A 26,227-nucleotide genomic window follows, 5' to 3' on the forward strand; every position below is an offset into this window, starting at 1 on the left:
CCGCCGCCGAGCCCGAGGCCCCGGCCGCCCCGCGCGGCCGTCGCCGTCCGGCCGTGGCCGTCTTCCAGGCCCCGGTGTTCACCGAGCCGATGTTCCAGACCCCGATGACCGCCGCCGCGGCGCTCGCCGAGGAAGCGGAGACCGAGGAGGAGGAGGCCGAGGCCGAGGCCGTCGTCGCCCCCGCCCCGCAGCCCGCCGCCCGCCGTCGCCGCCGCCGTGGCGGCATGGTCGAGGCCGAGCCGGCCGTCGAGCCGGAGCCGGCCGCCGTCGCCGAGCCCGTCGTCGAGGAGCCCGAGGCCGTCGTCGAGGAGCCCGAGGCGGAGGAGGCGGACGAGGCCGAGGAGACCGACGAGCGTCCGTCCCGCCGTCGCCGTCGCGGTGGCCGCCGCCGTCGCCGCGGTGAGTCCGCGGAGCTGGACGACGCCGCCGAGGAAGAGGCCGAGGACGAGGAGGAGGCCGCCGAAGAGGAGGCCGAGGAGGAGTCCGAGGACGCCGCCGGGCTCGGTTCCAGCTCCAGCCGCCGTCGCCGCCGTCGCCGCCGTCGCTCCGGTGACGCCTCCGACAGCGACTCCCTCGACGAGGACGGCGTCCGCACGGTCGTCAAGGTCCGCGAGCCGCGCCCGGCGCGCGAGAAGGCCGAGCCGTCCGACGAGGTGCAGTCCATCAAGGGCTCCACCCGCCTGGAGGCCAAGAAGCAGCGCCGCCGCGAAGGCCGCGAGCAGGGCCGCCGCCGCGTCCCGATCATCACCGAGGCCGAGTTCCTGGCCCGCCGCGAGGCCGTCGAGCGCGTCATGGTCGTCCGCCAGCACGGCGAGCGCACCCAGATCGGCGTCCTCGAGGACAACGTGCTCGTCGAGCACTACGTCAACAAGGAGCAGGCCACCTCGTACGTCGGCAACGTCTACCTGGGCAAGGTCCAGAACGTGCTGCCGTCGATGGAGGCCGCCTTCATCGACATCGGCAAGGGCCGCAACGCCGTCCTGTACGCCGGCGAGGTCAACTTCGAGGCCCTCGGCATGGCCAACGGCCCGCGCCGCATCGAGTCCGCCCTGAAGTCCGGCCAGTCCGTGCTCGTGCAGGTCACCAAGGACCCGATCGGCCACAAGGGCGCCCGCCTGACCTCGCAGGTCTCGCTGCCCGGCCGCTACCTGGTCTACGTGCCCGAGGGCTCGATGACCGGCATCAGCCGCAAGCTGCCCGACACCGAGCGCGCGCGCCTGAAGACCATCCTCAAGAAGATCGTCCCCGAGGACGCGGGCGTCATCGTGCGCACCGCCGCCGAGGGCGCGAGCGAGGACGAGCTGCGCCGCGACGTCGAGCGTCTGCAGGCCCAGTGGGAGGACATCCAGAAGAAGTCGAAGATGATCACGACCTCTTCGCCGAGCCTGCTGTACGGCGAGCCGGACATGACCGTCCGCGTGGTCCGCGACATCTTCAACGAGGACTTCTCGAAGGTCATCGTCAGCGGCGACGAGGCGTGGAGCACCATCCACGGCTACGTCTCGCACGTGGCCCCGGACCTGGCCGACCGCCTCCAGCGGTGGACCTCCGAGGTCGACGTCTTCGCGACGTACCGCATCGACGAGCAGCTCGCCAAGGCGCTGGACCGCAAGGTCTGGCTGCCCTCCGGCGGTTCGCTGGTGATCGACAAGACCGAAGCGATGGTCGTGATCGACGTCAACACCGGCAAGTTCACCGGCCAGGGCGGCAACCTGGAGGAGACCGTCACCAGGAACAACCTGGAGGCGGCCGAGGAGATCGTGCGCCAGCTGCGGCTGCGCGACCTCGGTGGCATCGTCGTCATCGACTTCATCGACATGGTGCTGGAATCGAACCGGGACCTGGTGCTGCGGCGCATGCTGGAGTGCCTGGGCCGGGACCGTACGAAGCACCAGGTCGCCGAGGTCACCTCGCTGGGCCTGGTCCAGATGACCCGCAAGCGGGTCGGCCAGGGCCTGCTGGAGTCCTTCTCCGAGACCTGCGTCCACTGCAACGGCCGCGGCGTCATCGTGCACATGGAGCAGCCGGCCGCGGCCGGCTGCGGCAACGGCAAGCGCGCCAAGAAGCGCGGCCGCGGCGGTGCGCACGAGCACGACCACGAGCTGGTGACCGGCATCGAGGCGGACGTCGTCGAGGCCGAGACCGAGGCCGAGGTCGCGGCGGAGATCGCCGCGCCCGTCTCCCTGCCGGAGCCGGACTTCGCGCCCGACGAGGAGCTGTACAGCAGCCCCGCCGAGGCCGAGGCCGCCGCGGGCATCGTCAGCGGCCGCCGCTCGCGGCGCCGCGCCACCCGCAAGGTGAGCGCTCCGGCCGGTGCGCCGCGCGCCGCCGCGGTGACCGAGCCCGAGCCGGTCGTGGTGGCCGAGCCGGAGCCGGTCGTCGTGGCCGAGCCCGCCGACACGGTGCTGGAGCCGGCCGCCGGGACCGTCGCCGTCGAGGAGACCGTGACCGAGGCCGTCGCCGAGCCGGTGGCCGAGGATGCCGCGCCGAAGGGCCGTACGCGTCGTCGTGCGACCCGCAAGGCCACCGCCCCGGCGCCCGAGTCCGAGGCTGCCGCCCCGGCCGTCGCCGAGGCCCCGGTGGCCGAGGCTCCGGCCGAGCCGGTCGCCGAGGTCCCGGCCGAGGTTCCCGCCGAGCCGGTCGCCGAGCCGGTCGTGGAGGCCGCCCCGCCGCGGGCGCGCCGCCGGGCCACCCGCAAGGCCACCGCGCCCGCCGGTTCGCCGGCCGGTGCCGAGGCTGCGGCCGTGGTGGTCGTGACCGCGCCCGCGGCGCCGGAGGCGGCCCCGCAGGCCGCTGCCGAGCCCGTGGCCGAGCCGGCCGCCGAGGCCCCTGCCGAGTCCGTCGAGGAGGCCGCTCCGGCCAAGAAGACGACCCGCAAGGCCGCGGCCAAGAAGGCTCCGGCGAAGAAGGCCGCCGCCAAGAAGACGACGACCGCCAAGAAGGCCGTCGCCAAGAAGACGGTGGCCAAGAAGACCACTGCGAAGAAGACGGCGAAGAAGACCGCGGCGGCGGAGCAGTCCGCCCCGGCGGCTTCCGAAGCCTGATCGGCGCAGTTCAGAAGGGGTGACGGGGCCCGGTTTGACCTCTCAAACCGGGCCCCGTAACCTTGACCGTCGGCGTGTCTACGTGCACGCCAGCTCCTGAGCACCTCACCTCCCGGGCTTCACGGCGCGGGAGAGGCCGCCCGCTTTCCGGCGGGGTCGGCTGGCTTCAGGGGTTCCGATTTTCGAGCGAGAGAGAGATCCGCGTGTACGCCATCGTGCGCAGCGGTGGTCGCCAGCACAAGGTTGCTGTCGGCGACATCGTTGAGGTTGACAAGATTTCCACTGCCAAGGTTGGCGACACGGTCGAGCTCTCGACCCTGCTCGTTGTCGACGGCGACGCCGTGACCAGCGACCCGTGGGTCCTGGCCGGCATCAAGGTCACGGCCGAGGTCGTGGACCACCACAAGGGCGCCAAGATCGACATCCTGCGCTACAAGAACAAGACGGGCTACCGTCGTCGTCAGGGTCACCGTCAGCAGTACACGGCGATCAAGGTCACCGGCATCCCGACCGCCGCGAAGTAAAGAGGGACTGAGCAATGGCACACAAGAAGGGCGCATCGTCCACCCGGAACGGTCGCGACTCCAATGCCCAGCGGCTCGGCGTGAAGCGCTTCGGCGGTCAGGTCGTTTCCGCTGGTGAGATCCTCGTCCGCCAGCGCGGCACCCACTTCCACCCGGGCGCCGGTGTCGGCCGCGGTGGCGACGACACGCTGTTCGCCCTGCAGGCCGGTTCGGTGCAGTTCGGCACCCACCGTGGCCGCAAGGTCGTGAACATCGTTCCGGCCGCCTGATCCAGCTTCTGCTGATCAAGCGTTCGTAACTTCCCGAGGGCGGATCTCACTCCTTCCCGGCGCAAGCCGGGAAGAGGGATCCGCCCTCGGCGCGTTGTCACATAGACACGTTTAATGGGCAGCAAGGTCTGCCCGGGACATACCCGCATGTATCTGGAGGAACACCCATGACCACCTTCGTGGACCGCGTCGAGCTGCACGTCGCCGCGGGTAACGGGGGGCACGGCTGCGCCTCCGTACACCGGGAGAAGTTCAAGCCCCTCGGCGGCCCCGACGGCGGCAACGGCGGCCGCGGCGGCGATGTGATCCTGGTCGTCGAGCAGGCCGTCACCACCCTGCTGGACTACCACCACAGCCCCCACCGCAAGGCCACCAACGGCAAGCCCGGCGAGGGCGACAACCGCTCCGGCAAGGACGGCCAGGACCTCGTCCTGCCCGTGCCGGACGGCACCGTGGTCCTCGACAAGGAGGGCAACGTCCTCGCCGACCTGGTCGGCCAGGGCACCACGTACATCGCGGCCCAGGGCGGCCGCGGCGGCCTCGGCAACGCGGCCCTGTCCTCGGCCCGCCGCAAGGCCCCCGGCTTCGCGCTGCTCGGCGTGCCCGGCGACACCGGCGACATCGTCCTGGAGCTCAAGACCGTCGCCGACGTGGCGCTGGTCGGCTTCCCGAGCGCCGGCAAGTCCTCGCTGATCTCGGTGCTGTCCGCTGCCAAGCCGAAGATCGCGGACTACCCGTTCACCACCCTGGTCCCGAACCTGGGCGTGGTCACCGCCGGCTCCACCGTCTACACCATCGCCGACGTGCCCGGCCTGATCCCGGGCGCCAGCCAGGGCAAGGGCCTGGGTCTGGAGTTCCTGCGGCACGTCGAGCGCTGCTCGGTCCTCGTGCACGTCCTGGACACCGCCACCCTGGAGTCCGACCGAGACCCGGTCTCCGACCTCGACGTCATCGAGGAGGAGCTGCGGCAGTACGGCGGCGGCCTGGAGAAGCGGCCGCGGCTGGTCGTCCTCAACAAGGTCGACATCCCGGACGGCCAGGACCTCGCGGACATGATCCGCCCGGACCTGGAGGCGCGCGGCTACAAGGTCTTCGAGGTCTCCGCGGTCGCCCGCACCGGCCTCAAGGAGCTGTCCTTCGCGCTGGCCGCGATCGTCGCCAAGGCGCGCGCCCGCAAGCCGAAGGCCGAGGCCACCCGGATCGTCATCCGGCCCAAGGCCGTCGACGACAGCGGCTTCACCGTCGTGTACGACGAGACCGAGGACGTCTACCGCGTGCGCGGCGAGAAGCCGGAGCGCTGGGTGCGCCAGACCGACTTCAACAACGACGAGGCCGTGGGCTACCTGGCCGACCGCCTCAACCGCCTGGGCGTCGAGGACGCGCTGAAGAAGGCCGGCGCGCACGCCGGCGACGGCGTGGCCATCGGTTCCGAGGAGAACGCGGTCGTCTTCGACTGGGAGCCGACCATGATGGCCGGCGCCGAGATGCTGGGCCGCCGCGGCGAGGACCACCGCATGGACGCCCCGCGTCCGGCGGTGCAGCGCCGGAAGGACAAGGAGGCGCAGCGCGGGGACGCGGCGCAGCGGGAGTACGACGAGTTCCGTCCGTTCTGACCACGGGGTTGAAGTCGCCTTTACACCCCTCCCGTAGGATCCCCGGGTGAGTATCGTGCTCGACCAGACGGCCGGTGGAACGGAAGCTTCCACCGGCCCCGCCAGCGGCAGTGTCTGCGTAGTCGTCATCGCGTACAACGACGCCGAACTCGTGGGCGAGGCCGTGGCATCGGCCCTCGCCCAGGGTGACGTGGTGTCGGAGGTCATAGCGGTCGACGACTGCTCCTCCGACGGCACCCCGGCGGTGCTGGACGAACTCGCCGCCGCGCACCCGCGGCTGCGGGTCGTCCACCGGAAGCAGAACAGCGGAGGCTGCGGCACCCCGCGCAACGACGGCATCAAGGCCGCCACGGCCCCGTACGTCCTGTTCCTCGACAGCGACGACGTGCTGCCGCCGGGGGCCGCCGCCGCCCTGCTGGCCGCCGCCGAGCGGCACCGGGCGCCGGTGACCGTCGGCGCGTGCGTCCGCCGCGAGCTCCCGCAGGAGCACGACGTGCCCTGGGTGCCCGGTCTGTACGACGCGCCGGCCGTCATCGAAGGACCGGCCGGCAAGCCGGAACTCGTCCGCGACACGCTGTGCGTCAACAAGCTGTACGAGCGGTCCTTCCTGGACAGGCATTCCATCCGCTTCCCCGACGGTCGTTTCATCTACGAGGACTTCGTCTTCACCGCGCAGGTGCTGGCGGCCGCCCCGCGCATCGCGGTGATCCCCGAACTGGTCTACGTCTGGCACGTGCGCCGCAGCGCCGCCCAGGTGTCGATCTCCCTCGACCGCGCGGACATCGGCAACTGGCAGGCCCGCGTCGGCGCCCACCGCAAGGCCGTGGAGATCCTCCGCGACTCCGGCTCGGACGCCCTCGTCACCGCCTGCCGGATCAAGTTCCTCGAATACGACCTGCGCATGTACCTGCGCGAGATCGGCACCAACGCCGGGTACCAGCGCGCATGGTGGACGCTGACCCGCGAGTACCTCGCCGGTTTCACCGCGGAGGAGATCGCGGGCACCGGCACCCGGGCCCGCTGGATCGCACACGTGCTGCTCGCCACCCCGGAGCCGCCCGCCGACCTGGAACGGCTGGTGCAGTTCGCGGCCGACCCGCCGCGGCTGCTGCCGCCGTACGCCCTGGCCGACGGGGTCCCGGTGTGGAGCGACGAGCTGCCCGGTGCCCGCCTCGACGGGCTGGCCGAACTGCCGCTCGCCGAGCTGCCGGTCATAGTGGACGCCCGCCTGGTCACCGGCCTGGCCGGCGAACTGAAGGTGGTCGTCCACGACCTGTACGGGCGGCTCGCCGAGGCCGGGCCGCGCAGCGTGCACCTGGAGTTCGACACCCGCCGCGGCGACGAGCCGGCCCTCAGCCGGCCCGTGGACCTGCGCGCGCAGCAGGACGGCACCTGGACCGCCCGGCTGCCGGTGGGCATGACCGCGCTGGCCGCCGCAGGCCGCCGGCGCGGCCGCCGTGGCCTGCAGGTATGGGACGTCCGGCTGCGCGTGCACTGCGCCGACGGCGGCTCGCTGCTCGCCTCCCTGCGCCCGCAGTCCGAACCGCTCCGGCGCAGCGCGCTGCTCAGCAGCCGGTACGGTGTGCTGCTGGTGCAGCCGTACGAGACGGCCAGCGGATCGCTGGCCCTGCGGCTGGCACCGGGACTGCACGGAGCGGTCAGCCTGGTCAGGAACCGCATCTTCCGGGCGCGGATGCGGCGGCGTAACGGCTGAGGCCCGGCGGCCGGAGCCCCACGGGGCCCGGTCGCACGGACCGCTCAGACTGCTTGACAGACGGACAGGACTCGGGAGTTACGAATGACGTTTCTGATCACCGGCGGTGCCGGTTACATCGGTTCGCACGTGGTCCGGGCGATGACGCTCGCGGGCGAGCAGGTCGTCGTCCTCGACGACCTCTCCACCGGCGACGAGGACCGGGTGCCGGAGGGCGTGCCGCTGGTGGTCGGCTCGGTGCTGGACCGGCTGGTCCTCGACCGCACCATCGCCGAGCACCGGATCACCGGCGTCGTGCACCTCGCGGGCAAGAAGCAGGTCGGCGAGTCGGTCGAGAAGCCGCTCTACTACTACCAGGAGAACGTGCAGGGCCTCGCGGTCCTCCTGGAGGCCGTCGCGGCCGCCGGCATCCGCAACTTCCTGTTCTCCTCCTCCGCCTCGGTGTACGGCATGCCGGACGTGGACCTCGTCACCGAGGACACCCCGTGCGCGCCGATGAGCCCGTACGGCGAGACCAAGCTGGCCGGCGAGTGGCTGGTGCGCGCCGCGGGCCGGGCCCACGGCATCGCCACCGCCTGCATGCGCTACTTCAACGTGGCCGGCACCGCGACCCCCGAGCTCGCCGACACCGGCGTGTTCAACCTGGTCCCGATGGTCTTCGAGCGCCTCGACGCGGGGGAGGGCGCCCGGATCTTCGGCGACGACTACCCGACCCCCGACGGCACCTGCATCCGCGACTACATCCACGTCGAGGACCTGGCGGACGCCCACCTGGTGGCCGCCCGCAAGCTCGCCGAGTGGGCCGCCGCCGGCGATTACCAGGACCTGACCGTGAACATCGGCCGCGGCGAGGGCGTTTCCGTCCGCGACATGGTCGAGCTGATCAACGAGAACACCGGCCACACCGAGGGGCCCGTGGTCACCCCGCGCCGCCCCGGCGACCCGGCCAAGGTGGTGGCCTCCGCCGACCGGATCGCCGCCGAGCTGGGCTGGAAGGCCAAGCACGACGTCCGCGCCATGATCACCTCGGCGTGGGAGGGCTGGGCCGCCCACCGCGTCTCCGCCGGCCACCACACCGAACAGCGCTGACCTTCCGCGCTCAGGGATGGGCGTGCCGCAGGACCTGTCCGAGTCCGGACCGGGCGCGGCGCGCCCATCGCGCGTGTGCGGGGCGGCGCACTGTCACCCGCAGCGGCCCGCCGTCGGGGCCGGCGACCGGGAGGTCCCGGACGAACGTCCCGGCCTCCAGGTGCAGCTTCACCTCCCAGGTCCCCGGCGGCAGCCCGTGCAGGGCACAGCGGACGAGGACCCGCCCGTCCGGTCCCCGTTCCGTGTCCGCGGCGGCGGCCAGCAGGGGAGTGCGCTCCGGCGCGGTCAGCAGCGGCCGCAGCCGGGCCCCGGGCGGCAGGCCCGGCAGGGTGGCGGTGACCTCGGCGGTGCGGCCGCCGAGCGGCCCGCGCCGCAGCCGGCCGCGGGCGCCCCGGCCGAGCGGCCGGCGGACGGCCCCGACGTCCAGGTTGAGGTGGCCGTGCGCCACCGAGGAGAAGGCCGCCACCGCGGTCGGCCCGGCGGCCCGGCCGCGCACGACCAGCCGCGGCTCCGGATCGGGCTCGTACGCCTCGGCCGCGGGCTCCGGCAGCCAGGCCTCGCGGTGCAGGGTGCCGGCCGCGATCGTGATCCGCATGGTCCACACGCCGTCCGGCAGCGGCCCGCCGTCCGCCGCGTGCCCCACGTCGACCGCGCAGGTGTAGTGCCCCTCGTCGTCGCTGTCGGCGGGCACCAGGTACGTGACGCCCTGCCGGCGCAGCAGGACCCCCGCCCGCTGCGGCACGCCGGGCCCCAGCCCCGTGAGGCGGGCCCGGCCGCGCAGCCGCAGCACCGGCCCGTCCCAGTGGCAGTCGTCGAGCTGCTGGCGCAGCGCCACCTTCGCGGTCAGCTCGAACAGCTCGTCCGGCAGGCCGGCCGCCGGCTCCCGGAAACCCGGGTAGGCCGCGTACGCCCGTCCCTCCTCGATCACGGTCGGCACGTCCGCCGCGGCGCTGTCCGCCGCCACCACGGCGTCCAGGCCGGCCGCATCGCCGGCGAGCAGGTGCCGGGCGCGCAGCCGCAGCCCCGGCGGCAGCGCGGTCAGCACCCCGTCGGTGCCCCACTGCCGCACGAGCGGTGCGGCGGCCGCCGCCATCGCGGCCCGCCCCGCCGGATCCCGGGCCAGGTAGTGGCCGCCGAACGGGGCGAGCACCTCCCCGTGGAAGTGCCGCCGCATCAGCTTGTCGCGGTCCGGCCCGGCCGGCACGTGCGCGGCGACCAGGTCGAGGACCGTGCCGGTGAAGGCCAGCTGCTCCGGCCAGTCGAGGTCCTGCCGGGTCGCGTTGGAGCCGTCGGCCCGGCCCTCCAGGTAGTAGCAGTCGTAGTCGGCGACCACCGACACCTTCGCCGCCCCCAGCAGGCCGGGCACCGAGAACGGCAGGTCCTCGCCGACCAGCCGGCCCTCCGCGAACCGCAGCCCCAGCCGGTCGACCAGGCTGCGCCGCCACAGCTTGTACGCGGCGAGGGTCCAGTACACCGGCGAGTCGAAGAGGCTGACGTCCGGGCTGGTGGTGCGCAGGTCGACGGGGGCGGGGCGGCCGCCGATGCCGATGATCCGGCCCTGGACGACGTCCGAGCCGTGCTCCTCCGCCATGGCGACGAGCCGTTCCAGGGCCTCGTCGCCCAGGTAGTCGTCGGAGTCGAGGAAGAACAGGTAGCGGCCGCGGGCCTGCGCGACGCCGAGGTTGCGGGGGCGGCCCGCGCCCCCGGAAGCGGGCTCGTGGCGGACCGTGGTGCGGGGGTGCGCGGCCGCCCAGGCGTCCAGCCAGGCGCCCGACCCGTCGGTGGAGCCGTCGTCCACGGCGATGACCTCGATCCGGTCCGCGCCCAGGGTCTGGGCGGCGACGGAGTCGAAGCAGCGCTGGAGGTAGCGCGCGGTGTCGTGCACCGGTATGACGACGCTGACGGTGATGCGGGAGCCCATGGGCGGTTCCCTCGGCTTGCTGGTCCCCTGACGGCCTTCCCCATCGAGCGTACGCCGACGGGCCACCACCGCAGGGTGATGGCCCGTCCCGCTGCGCTCGGCGCAGCCGTGTGCTACATGCTGTCCGTCAGCGGTGGAGCAGGGTGAAGAGGTTCTCCCAGCGGCCGGTGATCTCGTCCGTGGAGTAGCGCTGGATGTCCTCGCGGGCCTGCTCGCCCATCCGGTCGCGCAGCTCGCGGTCGGACATCAGCCGGTCCAGCCGGCGGGCGAACTCGCCCGTGTTGCCGGGCGGCGCGATCAGACCGTTCTCGCCGTCCGTGATGATCTCGCGGACGCCGGGCGCCACGTCGAACGCCACGCACGGCACCGCGGTGGCCATGGCCTCCATCAGCGCCAGAGGGAAGCCCTCGCCGCGGGAGGACAGCGCGAACACGGCGCTCGCCCGCAGCGCGTCCGGGACCTGGCTGGTGCGGCCCATCCACTCCACCGAGGAGGCGATCCCCAGCTGCGCGGCCTGCTTCTTGAGGGCCTCCTCCTCCGGGCCGGAGCCGTAGAGGGTCAGCACCCACTCGGGGTGCTTGTCGGCGACCTCGGCCCAGGCGTCGAGGAGGAGGTCGACGCCCTTCTCCTCGTGGAGCCGGCCGATGCTGACCACGCGCTTGGCGGTCCGCCGGGACGGCTCCTCGGGGAAGAACGGCAGCGGGTTCGGCATGGCGCCGACGTTGTCCATCCGCTGGCGGATCCACAGGTCCGCGTCCTCGCGGGTGAGGGCCAGCATCCGGTCGACGTCCGCGTAGAACCGCTTGACGCGGCCGAAGCGGGAGGACTTGCGGCAGGTCTCGAAGGACTCGTGGCTCATGCCGACGACCTTCAGGCCGGCGGTGTCCGCGAGCGCCACCCACTCCATCGCCCAGACCTGCGTGACGATGACGACGGAACCAGGTCGGGCGGCCCGGAACAGTGCCGACATCTTCGCGGCCTGCTCCCGCATGCCGGTGTCGCGCGCGGCCCGGCGCCGCCGCTCGACCAGGTCCAGCTTGCCCTTGAGGCCCGAGAGGGACTTCACGGACGGCGGGTGCACGTCGTACAGGGTGGTGGTCCGGTACGGCAGGTCCGGGCCCAGGTCGGCGCGCCGGCCCTCGGGGGCCGGGACGATGCCGACGACGTGGACCCCGTGGCCGCGCTCCGCGAAGAGCCGGGCCATCTGGTGCGACCAGCTGGTGATGCCGCCCAGCTCGTCCACGCTGTTGGAGACGAGGAAGATGTCGCGGGGCCGGCTCTCGTGCGTTTCGGTCATGGCCGTTCCGGTGGCTGCGGTCGTGTCGGTCGACTGGGGCATCAACGGCTCCAGCCCGAGAAGAAGGTGTCGACGATCGTCTTGGCTGCGGTGCCCTGGTCGTACTCGCCGAACTCGGCCACGAAGCGCTTGCGGGCCTCGGCGTGCGTGTCGTCCGCCACGTCCAGGGTCTTCAGCACGTCGTGGAACTCCTCCTCGGTCCGGAACACCGGACCCGGAGCGTGCTCCAGCAGGTCGAAGTAGGTGCCGCGGCCCTCGTGCACGTACTTGTCGTAGTCGTACGTGAAGAAGAGCATCGGCCGGTCGAGCAGCGCGTAGTCGAACATCACGGAGGAGTAGTCCGTGATGAGGACGTCGGCCAGCTGCATCAGCGGCATCACGTCGTGGCGCGCCGACACGTCGATGACCTTGCCCTTGGCGGCGGGCGGCAGGACCACGTGGTTGAGGTAGTGGGCCCGGACCAGCAGCACGTACCGGTCGCCGAACTCCTCTGCGAACTTCTCCACGTCGAACGGCATCGGGAAGGCGCCCGGCGTGCGGAACGTCGGCGCGTACAGCAGCACCGTCTTGTCCGCGGGGATGCCCAGCTCGGCGGCGAGCGCGCCGCGCTCCCGCGCGCCGTCGGCCGCGTCCTCGGCCTGCCGGGTCTTCACGAGCACGTCGTTGCGCGGGTAGCCGACCCGCAGCAGCTTCTCCTCGGGGATCCGGAAGGCCCGGGCGAGGGTCCGCACGTCGTGCTCGGAGCGGCACAGGAAGTGGTCGAAGCGGTCGAGGTGCTTCTGCTCCGCCGCCTGCTGCGCCTGCGTGGCCGCCTTCAGCCCCGGCTGGTCGAAGCCCATCTTCTTGAGCGCCGAGCCGTGCCAGGTCTGGATGTACGTGGTCTCGGGGCGCTTGGCGAGCTTGAGCGGGTAGCTCTGGTTGTCCACCCAGAACTCGGCCCGGGCCAGCGCCTTGAGGTACGGCAGCGACCAGCGGCGCACCAGGTGGGCGTCCTTCGGGAAGTCCTTCGGGGCGGGGCCCGCGTAGGACCAGTACGCCTCGAAGTCCAGGCCGCGGGCGCGCATCTCCTCGTAGACCGCGCGCGGGCTGTCGCTGTACTGCTTGCCCAGCATGCTCTCGAAGACGACGGTCCGCTTCTTCACGGGCAGCCGGCCGTACACCTCGTGGAAGAGGCGCAGCTTGGTCTTGTCCGAGGTCAGCGTCTTGCGGAGGTCCTTGGCCCTGCGGTAGCCGGCCTTGGCGAGCTTGCCCGGCTTGCCGCGCACGGCGGTCTGGATGAACTCCTCGATCCGCTCGTTGTCGTGCTTGGCGGACACCAGCCGGAAGGCCAGGTGGCCCTTGGCGGTCGGGTGCGGCTCGATGTGGTCGGCGACCAGCCGGGTCAGGCGGGGCTTGACCGGCAGCAGACCGCTGCCGAGCTCGCTCTCGCCGACCGTCAGGCGGGTGTTGGTCTTCTGGCCGTTGACGTCGAGGATGACGCGGACGTCCCAGACGGAGTCGATGATGCCGAGCGGGCGCAGCTTCGCGCTGAGGTCGACCTCGGCGTCCCAGGTGACGAAGCGGCCCTCGTGGCGCAGCGACTTCACCGGGAAGACGAAGGTCTGGAGGCTGCGGCGGCGGGCCCGGAACTCGATCTGGCCCTTGATCTTCGCGTCGGCCGGCATCACGCCCAGCGGGTTGGTGATGCGGCCCGCGAGGCGCACGGTGCCGTCGGACTCGGCGTAGTCCGTCAGCGCGTTGCGCAGGAACATCTTCTGGACCGGCTTCTGGTGGTAGCCGAGGTCCGTGACGTCGAGGATGCTGCGGCCGAACGCGTCGTCGAGGTGCTCGCCGCACCAGTAGATGCGGCCGTCGCGCTCGGCGAGCGGCGCGGAGATCTTGTCCCGGTGGGTCAGCGTGTCGACGGCGGGCAGCAGGTTGTCCCAGTCGCCCTTCTGCAGCAGGTACGCGCAGATCGCCTGGATGGGCTGGACCCGGGTGTACGCCTCGTGGTCGAGGCCCGCCAGGTAGTCGCGGGAGAGCTCGGCGAACTCGCGCCGGTAGGACTCGTCGCGGAACGGCAGGTCACGCAGATGCAGTACAAGGTCGTGCTTGAGGAACTTGACGTCCTTGGCCTTCTTCATCTCGGCCATGCCGTGCTGTTCGAGTAGCGCGTCGATCCGCCGGTGGATCTCCAGCCGGTGGATGTAGTTGCTCATCTCGTGCCGGCGGTTGGTCACGGACTTGACCTTGGCCTGGGCGTGGACGTGCCAGAAGTAGACCTGGTTCGGGATGAGGGTGATCTTCTTCGCGGCGAGGTAGGCCTCGGCGATGAACATCAGGTCCTCGTAGAGCATGCCCTTCGGGAACAGGAGGTTGTTCTCGATGAGGAAGTCGCGGCGGTAGCACTTGTTCGTGGAGAGGGTGTCCCACACGAACAGGTCCGGCAGCTCGCTGACCGAGGTCAGGGTGCGGGTGGTGCGGTACAGCCAGGAGTACCACTCGTCGCGCTTCTGGTTGCGGGTGTCCTTGTGGACGCGCACGCACAGGCCCGAGACCATGTCGGCCTCGGTGCGCTCGGCGGCCTCCAGCATGTTGCGGCAGGCGTTGAGTTCGAGGACGTCGTCGCTGTCGAGGAACATGACGTAGCGGCCCCGGGCGTGGCCGATGCCCACGTTGCGGGGTTCGCCGCCGGCGCCGCTGTTCTCGGGCAGCTGGTAGGCGCGCACCTGCGGGTGCGCTGCTTCCAGTTCCTTGGCGACCTCGAAGGACCTGTCCTTGCTGCAGTCGTCGACGATGACGACCTCAACGCTGTCGAGGGTCTGGTCCAACACCGATTGGACGGCCGTGGGCAGCCGCGCTGCGTCGTTGTAGACGATGACGACCACGGAGACGTCGGGCACTGGCACCTCAATCCATTTGTTCTCCTGCACGCCCGTCAAAGCTACCGTGTGTTCCTCGGTGGCTTGACAGCGGGATACCCCCCTTATGGCCGGATCTGTTCCTTTTCTTCCAACCTGTCGCCCCCGTCTGTTACCAGGTCGTGTGAATGAACCGGGCATAGCCGACTGATCCGTGCATACTGGACGCGCGTTGCAGTGCCGGGGCCCTTCCGCATGCGGGAGGGCCGGTTTCGTACGTGGACGGGGAAGCAGGCATGACGAAGCTGTCCGTGGTCGTTCCGTGTTTCAACGAGGAAGCGGTCATCGACAGCTTCGACACCGAGATCCGCCGCACCCTCGACGCCCTCCCCGTCGACTACGAGGTCTGCTACATCGACGACGGCAGCAGCGACGGCACCCTCGGCCGGCTCCGCCGCATCGCCGCCACCCACGGCGACCGCGCCCGCTACGTCTCCTTCAGCCGCAACTTCGGCAAGGAGGCCGCCATGCTCGCCGGCCTCCGCGAAGCCGGCGGCGAAGCCGTCGTGATCATGGACGCCGACCTCCAGCACCCGCCCGAGCTGATCGCCCGCATGCTCGACCTCTACCGGCAGGGCCACGACCAGGTCGTCGCCCGCCGCACCCGCGAAGGCGACAAGCGGATCCGGTCCGCCCTCAGCCGCCTCTACTATCGCGGGGTGAACCGCTGGGTGGACGTGGAGCTCGCCGACGGCGTCGGCGACTTCCGGCTGCTCTCCCGCCCGGCCGTCGACGCCCTCCTGTCCATGCCCGAGTACAACCGCTTCTCCAAGGGCCTCTTCTCCTGGATCGGCTTCGACACCGTCCACTTCGACTACCGCAACGCCCAGCGCGGCGCCGGCGAGACCAAATGGCGCTTCGGCGCCCTGCTCAACTACGGCATGGACGGCCTGATCTCGTTCAACAACCGGCCGCTGCGCCTCGGCATCTGGACCGGCGCCGCCCTCACCGTGCTCTCCGGCCTCTACGCCCTGTGGGTCGTCGGCATGGCCCTCGCCTTCGGCATCAGCGCCCCCGGCTACGTCACCCTCGTCGCGATCACCGTCGGCCTCGGCGGCGTCCAGCTCGTCATGCTCGGCCTCATCGGCGAGTACATCGGGCGCATCTACTACGAGACCAAGCGCCGCCCGCACTTCCTCGTCAAGGAGGCGCACACCCCCGCCGCCCGCACCGCCGCGGCCGCCTGGCACGCCCGGACCCCGCTCGGGGAGCCCGTCCGGCTCGACCCGCGGTGACCCCCGCCCCGCCCCCCGCGCCCCGCCCAGAGCGCCGCCGCCCGCCGTCCGGGCAGGCTGCGCAGGTGCTGCGGTTCGCCCTGGTCGGCGGGGTCAACACGGCCGTCTTCTTCGCGCTCTACCTGCTGCTGCACCCCTGGCTGCCGTACTTCGCCGCCTACACCGCGGCCTTCCTGCTCAGCATGGTCGGCTCCTTCTTCCTGAACACCTACTTCACCTACCGCACCCGGCCCACCTGGAAGAAGTTCCTGCTCTTCCCGCTGACCAACGCCACCAACTACGCCGTCCAGTCCGCCGGGCTGTACGCGCTGGTCAGCTGGGCCGGCATGGACACCCGGACCGCCCCGCTGGCCGCCGCGGCCGCCGCCGTCCCCGTCACCTACCTGCTCGCCACCCGCATCCTCGTACCCCGTCCCGCCCGGGCCCGCTGACCCCGCCGGCCGCCGTCCGCGGACCGGAATGCGCGGGCGGCCGCCGTCGGGCACCCCGTAGATTGGGTGCCCTCATCACGTGGTGCAAAGGGGATGGACGTGTCAGCGGCAAGGCAGGGAGTCACCGACGCCCGCAGGATCGTCGTCAAGGTCGGCTCCTCCTCCCTCACCACCGCCGCGGGCGGGCTCGACGCCGACCGCGTCGACGCCCTGGTCGACGTGCTCGCCAAGGCCCGCAGCGGCGGCGAGAAGGAGATAGTGCTGGTCTCCTCCGGCGCCATCGCCGCCGGCCTCGCCCCCCTCGGCCTGCGCCGCCGCCCCAAGGACCTGGCCCGCCAGCAGGCCGCCGCCAGCGTCGGCCAGGGGCTCCTCGTCGCCCGCTACACCGCCTCCTTCGCCCGCTACGGAGTCCGCGTCGGCCAGGTCCTCCTGACCACCGACGACACCAGCCGCCGCGCCCACTACCGCAACGCGTACCGGACCCTGGACCAGCTCCTGGCCATGGGTGCGCTGCCCGTCGTCAACGAGAACGACACCGTTGCCACGGACGAGATCCGGTTCGGCGACAACGACCGGCTCGCCGCGCTCGTCGCCCACCTGGTCCGCGCCGACCTGCTCGTCCTGCTCTCCGACGTCGACGGGCTGTACGACGGCGACCCGTCCCTGCCCGGCACCAGCCGCATCGACGAGGTCCGCGGCCCCGCGGACATCGCCCACGTCTCCATCGGCAGCGCCGGCAAGGCGGGCGTCGGCACCGGCGGCATGGTCACCAAGGTCGAGGCGGCCCGGATCGCCGCCGCCGCCGGCATCCCGGTGGTCCTGACCTCGGCCAGCCAGGCCGCCGACGCCCTCGCCGGCCGCGGCACCGGCACCTACTTCCACGCCACCGGCCGGCGCTCCGCCGACCGGCTCCTGTGGCTCCAGCACGCCTCCACCCCGCAGGGCCACCTGGTCCTCGACGAGGGGGCCGTCCGCGCGGTCACCGAGCGCGGCAGCTCCCTGCTGCCCGCCGGCATCGCCGCCGTCGAAGGCGACTTCACCGCCGGCGACCCGGTGGAACTGCGCGACGCCGAGGGCCGCGCCGTGGCCCGCGGCCTGGTCAACTTCGACGCCAAGGAGCTGCCGCAGCTGCTCGGGCGTTCGACGCGGGAACTCGGGAAGGAACTCGGGCCGGAATACGAACGCGAGGTCGTCCACCGCGACGATCTGGTGCTCCTGCACGGCTGAGGTTCGGTAAAACAGGAGCGCAGCCGCGCTCGGACTGGTCAACTTTGGTGGCGGGACAATGACGGACGGAACGCAGCAGGGAGGCCGCCGGTGAGACGAACGCGCCCGGGGGAGCGAGCGCTGACCAGCGTCGAAACGGGCGACGACGTCGTCGCGTCCCGCCTCTGGCACGTCACGCTGAGCGTCTCGGGGGCCCCGGCCCCCCTGGCCGAGGTCCGCCGCGGCCTGGAGCAGCTCGCCCACGACCACCCCTTCCTCCTCACCAGCCGGTACGCCGCCGACCACGCGGAGATCCGCTACTGGGAGGAGGCCCGCGACCTCCACGACGCCGCGGCCGTCGCCCTCCGCCTCTGGGGCGAGCACCGCTCCACGGCCAGACTCCCGCCGTGGGAGATCGTCGGCCTGGAGGTCATCGACCGCGCCACCTACCACCAGCGCGTGGCCGAAGGCTACGGCCCGCCCCCCGCCTCCCCGGTGGGCGTCCACCCGTACTGAGGCAACCTCCGGCCGCGCCGGGGGCAACTTCCAGCCTCGCCAGGGGGCACCCCCAGCCCCCTGGGGCTGGGGGAGTTCGAGGTGCGGGGTCCGGGGCGGAGCCCCGGTCCGGGAAGGGGCGGGGAGGGGAAAGCCCCGCGCAGCGGCCGAGCCCACCCACCCGCAGGGCCCCGTCTCGCGGAGCGAAACCCGCAAAGGCGCGCGCCGCAGCCGGGTTTACCCTGCACCCATGACCCCGCAGAGCCCCGTCACCGAATCCGCCACCCGCGCCCGCACGGCCGCCGCCACCCTCGCCCCCCTGCCGCGGTCCGCCAAGGACACCGCGCTGCTCGCGATCGCCGACGCGCTGGAGGCCCGTACGGCCGAGATCGTCGAGGCCAACGCCGTCGACACCGCCAAGGCCCGTGCCGCCGGGACCAGCGAGACCGTCATCGACCGGCTCACCCTCACCCCGGAGCGGGTCGCCGCCATCGCCTCCGACGTCCGGGACGTCGCCGCCCTGCCCGACCCCGTCGGCGAGGTCGTCCGCGGCTCCACCCTCCCCAACGGCATCGACCTCCGCCAGGTCCGCGTCCCGCTCGGCGTCGTCGGCATCATCTACGAGGCCCGCCCCAACGTCACCGTCGACGCCGCCGCGCTCTGCCTGAAGTCCGGCAACGCCGTCCTGCTCCGCGGCAGCTCCTCCGCGTACGCCTCCAACACCGCCCTCGTCGCCGTCCTGCGCGACGCCGTGGCCGCCGCCGGCCTGCCCGCCGACGCCGTCCAGCTGGTCCCCGGCGAGAGCCGCGACTCCGTCCGCGAGCTGATGCGCGCCCGCGGCCTGGTCGACGTCCTCATCCCGCGCGGCGGCGCCTCCCTGATCCGCACCGTGGTCGAAGAGTCCACCGTGCCCGTCATCGAGACCGGCACCGGCAACTGCCACGTCTACGTCGACGCCCGGGCGGACCTCGGCATGGCCGTCGACATCCTGATCAACTCCAAGGCGCAGCGGCCCTCCGTCTGCAACGCCGCCGAGACCCTCCTCGTGCACCGCGACATCGCCGCCGACTTCCTGCCCCGCGCCCTCGACGCCCTCGCCGAAGCCGGCGTGACCGTCCACGGCGACGAGGCCGTCCTCGGCTACGCCGCCGACTCCAAGGCCACCGCCCTGCCGGCCACCGACGAGGACTGGGCCGCCGAGTACCTCTCGTACGACATCGCCGCCGCCGTTGTGGACTCCCTCGACGACGCCGTCGCCCACATCCGCCGCTGGACCTCCGGCCACACCGAGGCGATCGTCACCACCTCGCAGGCCGCCGCCCGCCGCTTCACCCAGCTGGTCGACTCGACCACGGTCGCCGTGAACGCCTCCACCCGGTTCACCGACGGTGGCCAGTTCGGCTTCGGCGCCGAGATCGGCATCTCCACCCAGAAGCTGCACGCCCGCGGCCCCATGGGCCTCCCGGAGCTCACCTCCACCAAGTACATCGTCACCGGCGACGGTCACGTACGGTGACGATCCGCTCGACCTCGTGTGGCTGAAAGTCGCGCACACCCTGCCCAAAGCAGCCCCCCAGGTCTACGCTGGTTCCGTGCCGGACGACGTGGGGGGCAAGCCGTTCCCGGACGACTGGGAGCCCGACGACGACCGCGGAGGCGCGGACCAGGACTTCGCCTCCGTGGTGTTCGACGAGGCCTTCGTGCGGGGCGCACGCATTCATGAACCGACCGCCGACGAGCGGGTCCGGGCAGCTGCCCAGGCCCGCGCCGAGGCGGAGGAGGCCCGCGCCGTCGCGGGCGGCAGAGCGGCCGCCGACGAGGGCCCCGAGGGCTACGACGGCTACCTCGACCGCTACGGGTACGGCTACGGCCCCGACGGCGAGCCCTACGGCTTCGGCCCGGACTTCGCCTACGGGTACGGATACGGCTACGGCCCCTACGGGGCGTACGGCGGCTCCCTGCGCCCCTACCGCGGCCGGGCCCGCTGGCACCGGCCGGTGGCCTGGATGCTGGCCGTGGTGATGGGCGTCGGCATGGTTGCCCTCGCCTTCACGGCCGTCTACCGGGGTGCCTCCGACGACCGCCGGGACCAGGCACCCCTGCCCGCCACCACCGGCATCGGCACCGGCCCGGGCAACCCGCCCGAGTCCGGGAAGGCGAGGGGCGGCCCGGGCGGCCCACCCGTCGTCACCGCCCCCTGAGCCGCCCCGTCCGACCGTCTGGGCGCGCCCTCCGGAAAGTCGGTGAATTCTCCGGCCCGGGGCGTTTACCTTCACCCCCTGCGACCAACCCTGAAGGTACGGCCCCTCCGGCGACTTCGGCCGAGGGCCTCCCATGCGGGCTTCTCATGCGGGGAGAAGCGATGGCTGTGCCCGGAGATCCACCCGACGTACCCGACGGCATCGGCGGTGCCGACGACGAGTACCGGTCCGTCGTGTTCGACGAGGACTTCGTGCGCGCCGCCCGGCTCCAGGAGTTCTCCGCACAGGAACGCCTCGGCGAGCACAGCCGGGCCGTCCGCAGCCGCTCCGGCTGGGGCGGCGGCGACCGCAGCGGCTCCCGCCGCGGCCGCCAGGGCCTGGCCCTGATGCTCGTGGTGGCCGTCGCCTTCGGCGCCGCCGTCTTCATGGGCCTGCGCAGCCCTTACGTCGCCCCGCCCGTGAGCCACACCGACCCGCTGAGCATCTCCGTCGTCCCGCTCGCCCCGCGCGGCGCGGTCCCCGGCGGCCGGCCCGCCGAGCTGTACGGGGCGAGCCCCGCGGCCGAGCACCGGGTGGGTGCCGCCGGCATCACGCTGCCGCCGGTCCGCCGTACCGCGCACTTCAGCGCCGAGCAGGTGGTCAGCGCGCTGTCCACGGCCAAGGACTACCTCGTCCAGTCCTCCCTGGACCCGGACGTGCTGGCCGGCGCCGCCACCCGCCCGGTGCGGATGCTCCTCGACCCCGACCAGGTGACCCAGTTCGACGAGAGCCTCGGCCGGCCGGCGCCCGACGGGCGGCACGCCGCGACCGGCTGGCTGGTGCGCTTCGACCCGGCGACGGCCGTGCTGGCCGACTCCCGGGTCCGGGTCGCCGGCACCATGACCGCCGCCGAGGCCGGTCCGGACGTGCTGGAGGTCGCCACCGACCACACCTTCGTGTACGCCGTCCGGCCGGCCGTGGCCGGGCCGGGGACCGACGGGGCGGCGGGCCGTCCCGCCGCCTCGCTGTTCACCGTCCGCCGCGAACTGCGGTTCCGCTTCGACCGGCAGGACCTGGGGCTCGGCCGGGCCGAGCTGTTCTCCGCCGCCGTCCTCGCCGGGCCGCTGGACTGCGCCGCCGACCCGTCCGCCGCCTTCCGCCCGCTGCTGGCGGGGGAGCGGGCGAGCGGCGCCGGCCCGGCGGTCACCGACCCCTTCCGGACCGGCCGGCCGCACACCGGGGCCGGCGTCTGCGGCGTGCTGTCGGCTAGCGCCCAGCCGAGCCCGGCGACTCCCCGCCCTTAGCGCCGCCCCCGGCGCCCTCGGCGGAGCCGGAGCCCGTACCGGAGCCCGTATCGGAGCCCGTGCTCGAGGCGGCGCCGCCGCCCGTGAACCTGTCCCGCAGCCGGCCGCCGAACTCGCCGGCACCGCCCGCCAGGTCGCCGACCAGCTTCATCAGCGGGTCCTTGCTGGTGCGCACCGAATCGGCGTAGTGCGAGGCCGACTGGCGGAACGAGTCCGACACCGAGGTGTCCTTGTCCTCCTCGCGCCGCGGGTAGTGGCCGTCCATGATCCGCTGGTAGTCGCGGGTCGCCGCCCACTTCTTCAGCTCCGCGGCGCGTACCGTCGTGAACGGGTGCGAGCGCGGCAGCACGTTGATGATCTTCAGTACGGAGTCGCGGAGGTCGCCGGCGGCCTCGTACTCCTCCGCCTGCGCCAGGAAGGCGTCCACGTTCATCTCGTGGAGGTGGTTGCCGCCGGCGATCTTCATCAGCCCCCGCATCGAGGCCTGGAGGTCCTGGCCCACCAGCAGGCCCGCCCGGTCGGCGGACAGCTCCGACTTGCGGAACCACTCCCGCAGCCCGGTCACCAGCGCCGTGATCGCCACCGTGCCCAGCGGGATCCACGCCACCTTCAGCGCCAGGTTCGTCAGGAACAGCAGGATGGTCCGGTAGACCGAGTGCCCGGACAGTGCATGGCCCACCTCGTGGCCCACCACCGCCCGCATCTCCTCCTCGTCGAGCAGCTCCACCAGACCCGTCGTCACCACGATGATCGGCTCGTCCAGCCCGATGCACATCGCGTTCGGCTTCGGGTCCTGCTGCACGTACATCTGCGGGACCCGGTCCAGATCGAGGATGTGGCAGGCGTCCAGCAGCATCGTGTGCAGGTGCGGGAACTGCATCTCGCCGACCCGCACCGAATCCGACAGGTACAGCAGTCGCAGGCTGCGTTCCGGCAGCAGCCCGCTGAGCGCCTTCAGCGCGGTGTCGAAGCCCGTCAGCTTCCGCAGCGCCACCAGTGCGGACCGGTCCGCCGGGTGCTCGTACGCCCGTGAGGAGATCCCCTGGAACCGCCGCCTCGTCCGCTCCGGCAGCCGCTCCTGCGCCTGGTCTGACATCGCTTCCCCCTTGCTCGTGTACCTCACCACCCTCCCAAACGCCTGAGTCGGCGTGAGCGTGCCCGGACCGCCCGCATACGATGTGCGCGAAGTCTCTCCGCTTGATCCCGACACCGATAGGTCCCCTGCCTGATGAGCCTCTCCAGCACCGCCCACAGCCTGGTCGCCCTCGCCTCGGAGGGTGCCGAGCACGGTGGCAACCACGACAGCCTCAACCCGTACCTGACCGGCGGCGGCGCCCTCGTGGCCCTGCTGCTCCTGCTGTGGATCACCACCCGCCTCAACCGCGACCGCTGAGTCGGGGCCGCTCCACCGGGCCAGTAGGCTCTGCACGCATGGGAGAGCAGGAAGTGCCTACCGGTCCGGTCAAGCGCCGCATAGGAGTGATGGGCGGGACGTTCGACCCGATCCACCACGGACATCTGGTGGCCGCCAGCGAGGTGGCCGCCCTGTTCCACCTCGACGAGGTGGTCTTCGTCCCCACGGGTGAGCCGTGGCAGAAGTCGCACCGGGCCGTGTCGCCGGCCGAGGACCGCTACCTGATGACGGTCATCGCCACGGCCTCGAACCCGCAGTTCTCGGTCAGCCGGATCGACATCGACCGCGGCGGGCCGACGTACACCATCGACACGCTGCGGGACCTGAGCGCCCTCAACGGCGACGCGGACCTGTTCTTCATCACCGGTGCGGACGCGCTCGCGCAGATCCTCACCTGGCGCGACGCCGAGGAGCTCTTCTCCCTCGCCCACTTCATCGGAGTGACCCGGCCCGGCCACATACTGACCGACGACGGACTGCCCGAGGGCAAGGTCTCCCTCGTCGAGGTGCCCGCGCTCGCGATCTCCTCCACGGACTGCCGCGAGCGCGTGGCCCAGGGCGATCCCGTCTGGTACCTGGTGCCGGACGGCGTGGTGCGCTACATCCACAAGCGTGAGCTGTACCGGGGCGCCTGAGGGTTCCCGAGAGAGAGGGGCACCGGTGAACGACCGACAGGACCCGTACGGCGGCCGGTACGAGGAATACCCGGCCGGACAGCAGCAGCTCATCGGCTACGACGCCTACGGGCAGCCGGTATACGGCCCTGCCTCCGGCGAGCCCGACCGGCAGTACGACGCGTACGGCTACGGCTACGACGCGTACGGACAGCAGCAGGAGCCGCAGCAGCCCGCCCCGGGATACGGCGTGCCCGCCGACGGGTACGAGCAGCCGGGCACCGGATACGACCCCTACGCCGGGCCGCAGCAGCCCTACGGCGGCTACGGCCACGACCCGTCCGCCACCGGTTCCCACCAGGCCGTCCCCGACTTCACCCAGCCCGTCCCGCAGGCCCGCAGCCAGGTGCAGCAGGCCCCGCAGTGGATCCCGCAGCAGGCCCCGGCCCCCGAGCCGGCGGCCGCACCCCCGCAGGTCCCCGAGCCTCGCCGGGCCGCCGAGGCCCCCGACTACCGGACCGAGCAGTTCGCCTTCCTCGACCAGCCCGACGACGAGTCCGGGGACGTCATCGACTGGCTCAAGTTCACCGAGAGCCGCACCGAACGCCGCGAGGAGGCCCGCCGCCGCGGCCGCAACCGCGTGGTGGCCCTGATCGTCGTCCTCGCCCTGCTGGTCGTCGGCGGCATCGGCTGGCTCTGGTACGCGGGCAAGCTGCCCGGCCTGGGCGGCGGCTCCGCCGCGAAGTCCGGCGCCGCGGCCGGCCCGCAGAAGCGCGACATGATCGTCGTGCACCTGCACAACACCAAGAAGGGCGGCACCTCCACGGCGCTGCTCGTCGACAACGTCACCACCAAGCAGGGCGCCACCGTCCTGCTGCCCAACAACCTCGCCGTCAGCGCCGAGGACGGCGCCGCCATCACCCTCGGCAAGTCCGTCGAGGAGGACGGCCTCGGCGGCACCCGCGAGTCCCTCGACGCCATGCTCGGCACCCGCATCGAGGGCACCTGGCGCCTGGACACCCCGTACCTGGAGAACCTCGTCGAGCTGGTCGGCGGCATCGAGGTCGACACCGACACCGCGGTCCCGGCCGACGCCAAGGCGAAGATCCCGGCGGTCGGCAAGGGCGAGAAGCAGAGCCTCAGCGGCGCCATGGCCGTGGCCTACGCCACCTTCCGTGGCCCCGGCGAGCCCGAGGCCCGCCAGCTCCAGCGCTTCGGCACCGTCCTCTACGGCGTCCTGCGCAAGATGCCCGACGACCCGAAGGCCGCCACCGTCACGGTCGAGACCCTCGCCCAGATCCTCGACCCCTCGCTCACCGAGAGCGACCTCGGCGGCGCCCTCGCCCGGCTTGCCGAGCACGCCAAGATCGGCGACCACCGCACCGAGGTCCTGGAGGTCCAGGACGACGGCGCGCTGACCGCGAAGGCCACCGACTCCGTCGTCAAGAAGCTCCTCGGCGGCGCGCTGAAGGCCCCCGAACCCGGCTCGATCCCGAGGGTCGGCCTCAAGGACGCCACCGGCACCGTGAAGGCGGCCACCAGCGCCCGGGTCCAGCTCGTCAACGGCGGCTACACCTTCGTCGACGGCGGCAAGGCGACCGGCACCGAGGACGCCTCGCAGGTCACCTACGCGGACGACAGCCAGAAGGAAAAGGCCTCCGAGGTCGCCAAGACCCTCGGCCTGCCGGCCTCGGCCGTGAAGAAGGCGGAGTCGCAGGTGAACGCCGACGTCGTGGTGGTCCTCGGCAAGGACTACAAGGCCCCCTGACCGGGGCGGACGGGAGCGGACCGGAATCTGCGCGGGCGGTCACGGCGGTACATGAGACCCTTGAGGTCGATCTGACCTCCAACCGAAAGCATGGCTTGTGACCGCCACGGACCGCTCCATCGAGCTCATCACCACCGCCGCTCAGGCGGCGGCCGACCGGCTCGCGCACGACATCATCGCGTACGACGTCAGCGACGTGCTGTCGATCACCGACGCCTTCCTGCTGGCCTCGGCGCCCAACGACCGCCAGGTCAAGTCCATCGTCGACGAGATCGAGGAGCGCCTCCTCAAGGAGCTCGGCGCCAAGCCGGTGCGCCGCGAGGGTGACCGCGACGCCCGCTGGATCCTGCTCGACTACGTCGACATCGTCGTGCACGTCCAGCACAGCGAGGAGCGGGTCTTCTACGCCCTGGAGCGGCTGTGGAAGGACTGCCCCGAGATCGAGCTGCCCGAGGACGCCAAGCTCACCAAGGGCAAGGCCGAGGAGCACGCGAAGCTCCGCGAGGCCCAGGGCGACGACGACCTGGACGGTGATCTGTTCTGAGCGCCACCAAGGCCGGCCGCCGGATCGTCCTGTGGCGCCACGGCCAGACCTCGTGGAACCTGGAGCGCCGTTTCCAGGGCTCCACGGACATCGAGCTGACCGAGGCCGGCCTGGCCCAGGCGCGCCGCGCGGCGCGCCTGCTGGCCTCGCTCAGGCCCGACGCGATCGTCGCGTCCGACCTGCAGCGGGCGGCCGCCACGGCCGCCGAGCTGGCCGCGATCACGGGCCTGCCCGTCGCGCACGACGCCGCCCTCCGCGAGACCTACGCGGGCGAGTGGCAGGGCCTGACGCACGACGAGATCGTCGCGAAGTACGGCGAGCAGTACGCGGCGTGGAAGCGCGGCGAGCCGGTCCGCCGCGGCGGCGGCGAGCTGGAGACCGAGGTCGCCGACCGGGCGGCCCCGGTGGTGCTCCGGCACGCCGACGCGCTCGCGCCGAACGGCACCCTCGTCGTGGTCAGCCACGGCGGCACCATCCGCACCACCATCGGCCGGCTGCTGGGCCTGGAGCCGCGCCACTGGGAGGGTCTGGGCGGCCTCTCGAACTGCTGCTGGTCGGTCCTCGGCGAGGGCGCGCGGGGCTGGCGCCTGCTGGAGCACAACGCCGGAACCCTGCCCGAACCGGTGCTCGGCGACGACGACTGACGGCGTCCGGGACCCGGATTT

General features: G+C 72.4%; 22 protein-coding genes. 18 read left to right on the forward strand and 4 right to left on the reverse strand.

Features of this window, described 5'->3' with window-relative positions:
• From LG634_RS07890 to galE, 6 genes are all read left to right on the forward strand, one after another.
• A partial coding sequence (locus tag LG634_RS07890; RefSeq protein WP_226732936.1) for an Rne/Rng family ribonuclease occupies positions 1 to 3,044 on the forward strand: 3,044 nt, incomplete at its 5' end.
• A 203-nt stretch (positions 3,045 to 3,247) separates the two neighbouring features.
• On the forward strand, positions 3,248 to 3,568 hold the full coding sequence (rplU, locus tag LG634_RS07895; RefSeq protein ID WP_114036861.1) for a 50S ribosomal protein L21: 321 nt from the start codon (positions 3,248 to 3,250) through the stop codon (positions 3,566 to 3,568).
• Between the two features lie 14 nt (positions 3,569 to 3,582).
• Entirely contained in the window at positions 3,583 to 3,837 is a 255-nt protein-coding gene (rpmA, locus tag LG634_RS07900) for a 50S ribosomal protein L27 (protein ID WP_226732937.1), read from the forward strand.
• Positions 3,838 to 4,004: 167 nt separating this feature from the next.
• Complete coding sequence (gene obgE / locus LG634_RS07905; RefSeq protein WP_226732938.1) at positions 4,005 to 5,450, forward strand: GTPase ObgE; 1,446 nt, start codon at positions 4,005 to 4,007, stop codon at positions 5,448 to 5,450.
• 46 nt (positions 5,451 to 5,496) lie between these two features.
• Positions 5,497 to 7,164, forward strand: a complete 1,668-nt coding sequence (locus tag LG634_RS07910; protein WP_308072359.1) for a glycosyltransferase family 2 protein — start codon at positions 5,497 to 5,499, stop codon at positions 7,162 to 7,164.
• A gap of 84 nt (positions 7,165 to 7,248) precedes the next feature.
• Positions 7,249 to 8,253 carry a UDP-glucose 4-epimerase GalE gene (gene galE / locus LG634_RS07915; protein WP_226732939.1) on the forward strand — a complete coding sequence of 335 codons (1,005 nt, stop codon included), beginning with the start codon at positions 7,249 to 7,251 and terminating at the stop codon, positions 8,251 to 8,253.
• A 10-nt stretch (positions 8,254 to 8,263) separates the two neighbouring features.
• Here galE and LG634_RS07920 read toward each other — a convergent pair whose 3' ends face one another.
• From LG634_RS07920 to LG634_RS07930, 3 genes are all read right to left on the reverse strand, one after another.
• Positions 8,264 to 10,174: a glycosyltransferase family 2 protein gene (locus LG634_RS07920; RefSeq protein WP_226732940.1), complete on the reverse strand. Its 1,911-nt coding sequence runs from the start codon at positions 10,172 to 10,174 to the stop codon at positions 8,264 to 8,266.
• Positions 10,175 to 10,301: 127 nt separating this feature from the next.
• Positions 10,302 to 11,471, reverse strand: a complete 1,170-nt coding sequence (locus tag LG634_RS07925) for a glycosyltransferase family 4 protein (RefSeq protein WP_226733081.1) — start codon at positions 11,469 to 11,471, stop codon at positions 10,302 to 10,304.
• A gap of 41 nt (positions 11,472 to 11,512) precedes the next feature.
• A complete protein-coding gene (locus tag LG634_RS07930) occupies positions 11,513 to 14,353 on the reverse strand; it encodes a bifunctional glycosyltransferase/CDP-glycerol:glycerophosphate glycerophosphotransferase (protein WP_226732941.1) in 2,841 nt (946 codons plus the stop codon).
• A 254-nt stretch (positions 14,354 to 14,607) separates the two neighbouring features.
• Between LG634_RS07930 and LG634_RS07935 the strand changes: the two genes are divergently transcribed.
• The 7 genes from LG634_RS07935 (at position 14,608) to LG634_RS07965 (ending at position 21,222) form a co-directional block, all read left to right on the forward strand.
• A complete protein-coding gene (locus LG634_RS07935) occupies positions 14,608 to 15,606 on the forward strand; it encodes a glycosyltransferase family 2 protein (RefSeq protein ID WP_226732942.1) in 999 nt (332 codons plus the stop codon).
• 65 nt (positions 15,607 to 15,671) lie between these two features.
• A complete protein-coding gene (locus LG634_RS07940) occupies positions 15,672 to 16,037 on the forward strand; it encodes a GtrA family protein (RefSeq protein WP_226732943.1) in 366 nt (121 codons plus the stop codon).
• A 93-nt stretch (positions 16,038 to 16,130) separates the two neighbouring features.
• Positions 16,131 to 17,264: a glutamate 5-kinase gene (gene proB / locus LG634_RS07945; protein ID WP_226732944.1), complete on the forward strand. Its 1,134-nt coding sequence runs from the start codon at positions 16,131 to 16,133 to the stop codon at positions 17,262 to 17,264.
• Positions 17,265 to 17,354: 90 nt separating this feature from the next.
• Positions 17,355 to 17,759 (forward strand): DUF8830 family protein, encoded by a 405-nt coding sequence (locus tag LG634_RS07950; protein ID WP_372482387.1) that lies wholly within the window; start codon positions 17,355 to 17,357, stop codon positions 17,757 to 17,759.
• A 229-nt stretch (positions 17,760 to 17,988) separates the two neighbouring features.
• The gene (locus tag LG634_RS07955; protein ID WP_226732945.1) at positions 17,989 to 19,254 is read left to right on the forward strand and encodes a glutamate-5-semialdehyde dehydrogenase; all 1,266 of its coding nucleotides are present in this window, start codon (positions 17,989 to 17,991) and stop codon (positions 19,252 to 19,254) included.
• Between the two features lie 76 nt (positions 19,255 to 19,330).
• Positions 19,331 to 19,939 (forward strand): SCO2584 family spore wall biosynthesis protein, encoded by a 609-nt coding sequence (locus tag LG634_RS07960; protein ID WP_226732946.1) that lies wholly within the window; start codon positions 19,331 to 19,333, stop codon positions 19,937 to 19,939.
• A gap of 161 nt (positions 19,940 to 20,100) precedes the next feature.
• The gene (locus tag LG634_RS07965; RefSeq protein WP_226732947.1) at positions 20,101 to 21,222 is read left to right on the forward strand and encodes an SCO2583 family membrane protein; all 1,122 of its coding nucleotides are present in this window, start codon (positions 20,101 to 20,103) and stop codon (positions 21,220 to 21,222) included.
• Here LG634_RS07965 and LG634_RS07970 read toward each other — a convergent pair.
• On the reverse strand, positions 21,185 to 22,318 hold the full coding sequence (locus LG634_RS07970) for a M48 family metallopeptidase (protein ID WP_226732948.1): 1,134 nt from the start codon (positions 22,316 to 22,318) through the stop codon (positions 21,185 to 21,187). The genes LG634_RS07965 and LG634_RS07970 overlap by 38 nt on opposite strands.
• Positions 22,319 to 22,450: 132 nt before the next feature.
• Between LG634_RS07970 and LG634_RS07975 the strand changes: the two genes are divergently transcribed.
• The 5 genes from LG634_RS07975 (at position 22,451) to LG634_RS07995 (ending at position 26,206) form a co-directional block, all read left to right on the forward strand.
• Positions 22,451 to 22,615: a hypothetical protein gene (locus LG634_RS07975; RefSeq protein ID WP_226732949.1), complete on the forward strand. Its 165-nt coding sequence runs from the start codon at positions 22,451 to 22,453 to the stop codon at positions 22,613 to 22,615.
• Positions 22,616 to 22,653: 38 nt separating this feature from the next.
• The gene (gene nadD, locus LG634_RS07980; RefSeq protein WP_226732950.1) at positions 22,654 to 23,271 is read left to right on the forward strand and encodes a nicotinate-nucleotide adenylyltransferase; all 618 of its coding nucleotides are present in this window, start codon (positions 22,654 to 22,656) and stop codon (positions 23,269 to 23,271) included.
• A 25-nt stretch (positions 23,272 to 23,296) separates the two neighbouring features.
• On the forward strand, positions 23,297 to 25,018 hold the full coding sequence (locus LG634_RS07985; RefSeq protein ID WP_226732951.1) for an LCP family protein: 1,722 nt from the start codon (positions 23,297 to 23,299) through the stop codon (positions 25,016 to 25,018).
• Between the two features lie 97 nt (positions 25,019 to 25,115).
• Positions 25,116 to 25,562: a ribosome silencing factor gene (gene rsfS, locus LG634_RS07990; protein WP_226732952.1), complete on the forward strand. Its 447-nt coding sequence runs from the start codon at positions 25,116 to 25,118 to the stop codon at positions 25,560 to 25,562.
• A complete protein-coding gene (locus tag LG634_RS07995; protein ID WP_226733083.1) occupies positions 25,559 to 26,206 on the forward strand; it encodes a histidine phosphatase family protein in 648 nt (215 codons plus the stop codon). The genes rsfS and LG634_RS07995 overlap by 4 nt, the downstream gene beginning before the upstream one ends.
• Positions 26,207 to 26,227 lie beyond the last annotated feature (21 nt).

Source organism: Streptomyces bambusae, assembly GCF_020532645.1.
Lineage (GTDB): Bacteria > Actinomycetota > Actinomycetes > Streptomycetales > Streptomycetaceae > Streptomyces > Streptomyces bambusae.

Coding starts and splice junctions, on each gene's coding strand:
- LG634_RS07975 (WP_226732949.1), top strand. CDS start 22,451: ATGAGCCTCTCCAGCACCGCCCACAGCCTGGTCGCCCTCGCCTCGGAG.
- LG634_RS07925 (WP_226733081.1), bottom strand. CDS start 11,471: ATGACCGAAACGCACGAGAGCCGGCCCCGCGACATCTTCCTCGTCTCC.
- proB (WP_226732944.1), top strand. CDS start 16,131: ATGGACGTGTCAGCGGCAAGGCAGGGAGTCACCGACGCCCGCAGGATC.
- LG634_RS07955 (WP_226732945.1), top strand. CDS start 17,989: ATGACCCCGCAGAGCCCCGTCACCGAATCCGCCACCCGCGCCCGCACG.
- obgE (WP_226732938.1), top strand. CDS start 4,005: ATGACCACCTTCGTGGACCGCGTCGAGCTGCACGTCGCCGCGGGTAAC.
- nadD (WP_226732950.1), top strand. CDS start 22,654: ATGGGAGAGCAGGAAGTGCCTACCGGTCCGGTCAAGCGCCGCATAGGA.
- LG634_RS07920 (WP_226732940.1), bottom strand. CDS start 10,174: ATGGGCTCCCGCATCACCGTCAGCGTCGTCATACCGGTGCACGACACC.
- rpmA (WP_226732937.1), top strand. CDS start 3,583: ATGGCACACAAGAAGGGCGCATCGTCCACCCGGAACGGTCGCGACTCC.
- LG634_RS07965 (WP_226732947.1), top strand. CDS start 20,101: ATGGCTGTGCCCGGAGATCCACCCGACGTACCCGACGGCATCGGCGGT.
- LG634_RS07935 (WP_226732942.1), top strand. CDS start 14,608: ATGACGAAGCTGTCCGTGGTCGTTCCGTGTTTCAACGAGGAAGCGGTC.
- galE (WP_226732939.1), top strand. CDS start 7,249: ATGACGTTTCTGATCACCGGCGGTGCCGGTTACATCGGTTCGCACGTG.
- LG634_RS07970 (WP_226732948.1), bottom strand. CDS start 22,318: ATGTCAGACCAGGCGCAGGAGCGGCTGCCGGAGCGGACGAGGCGGCGG.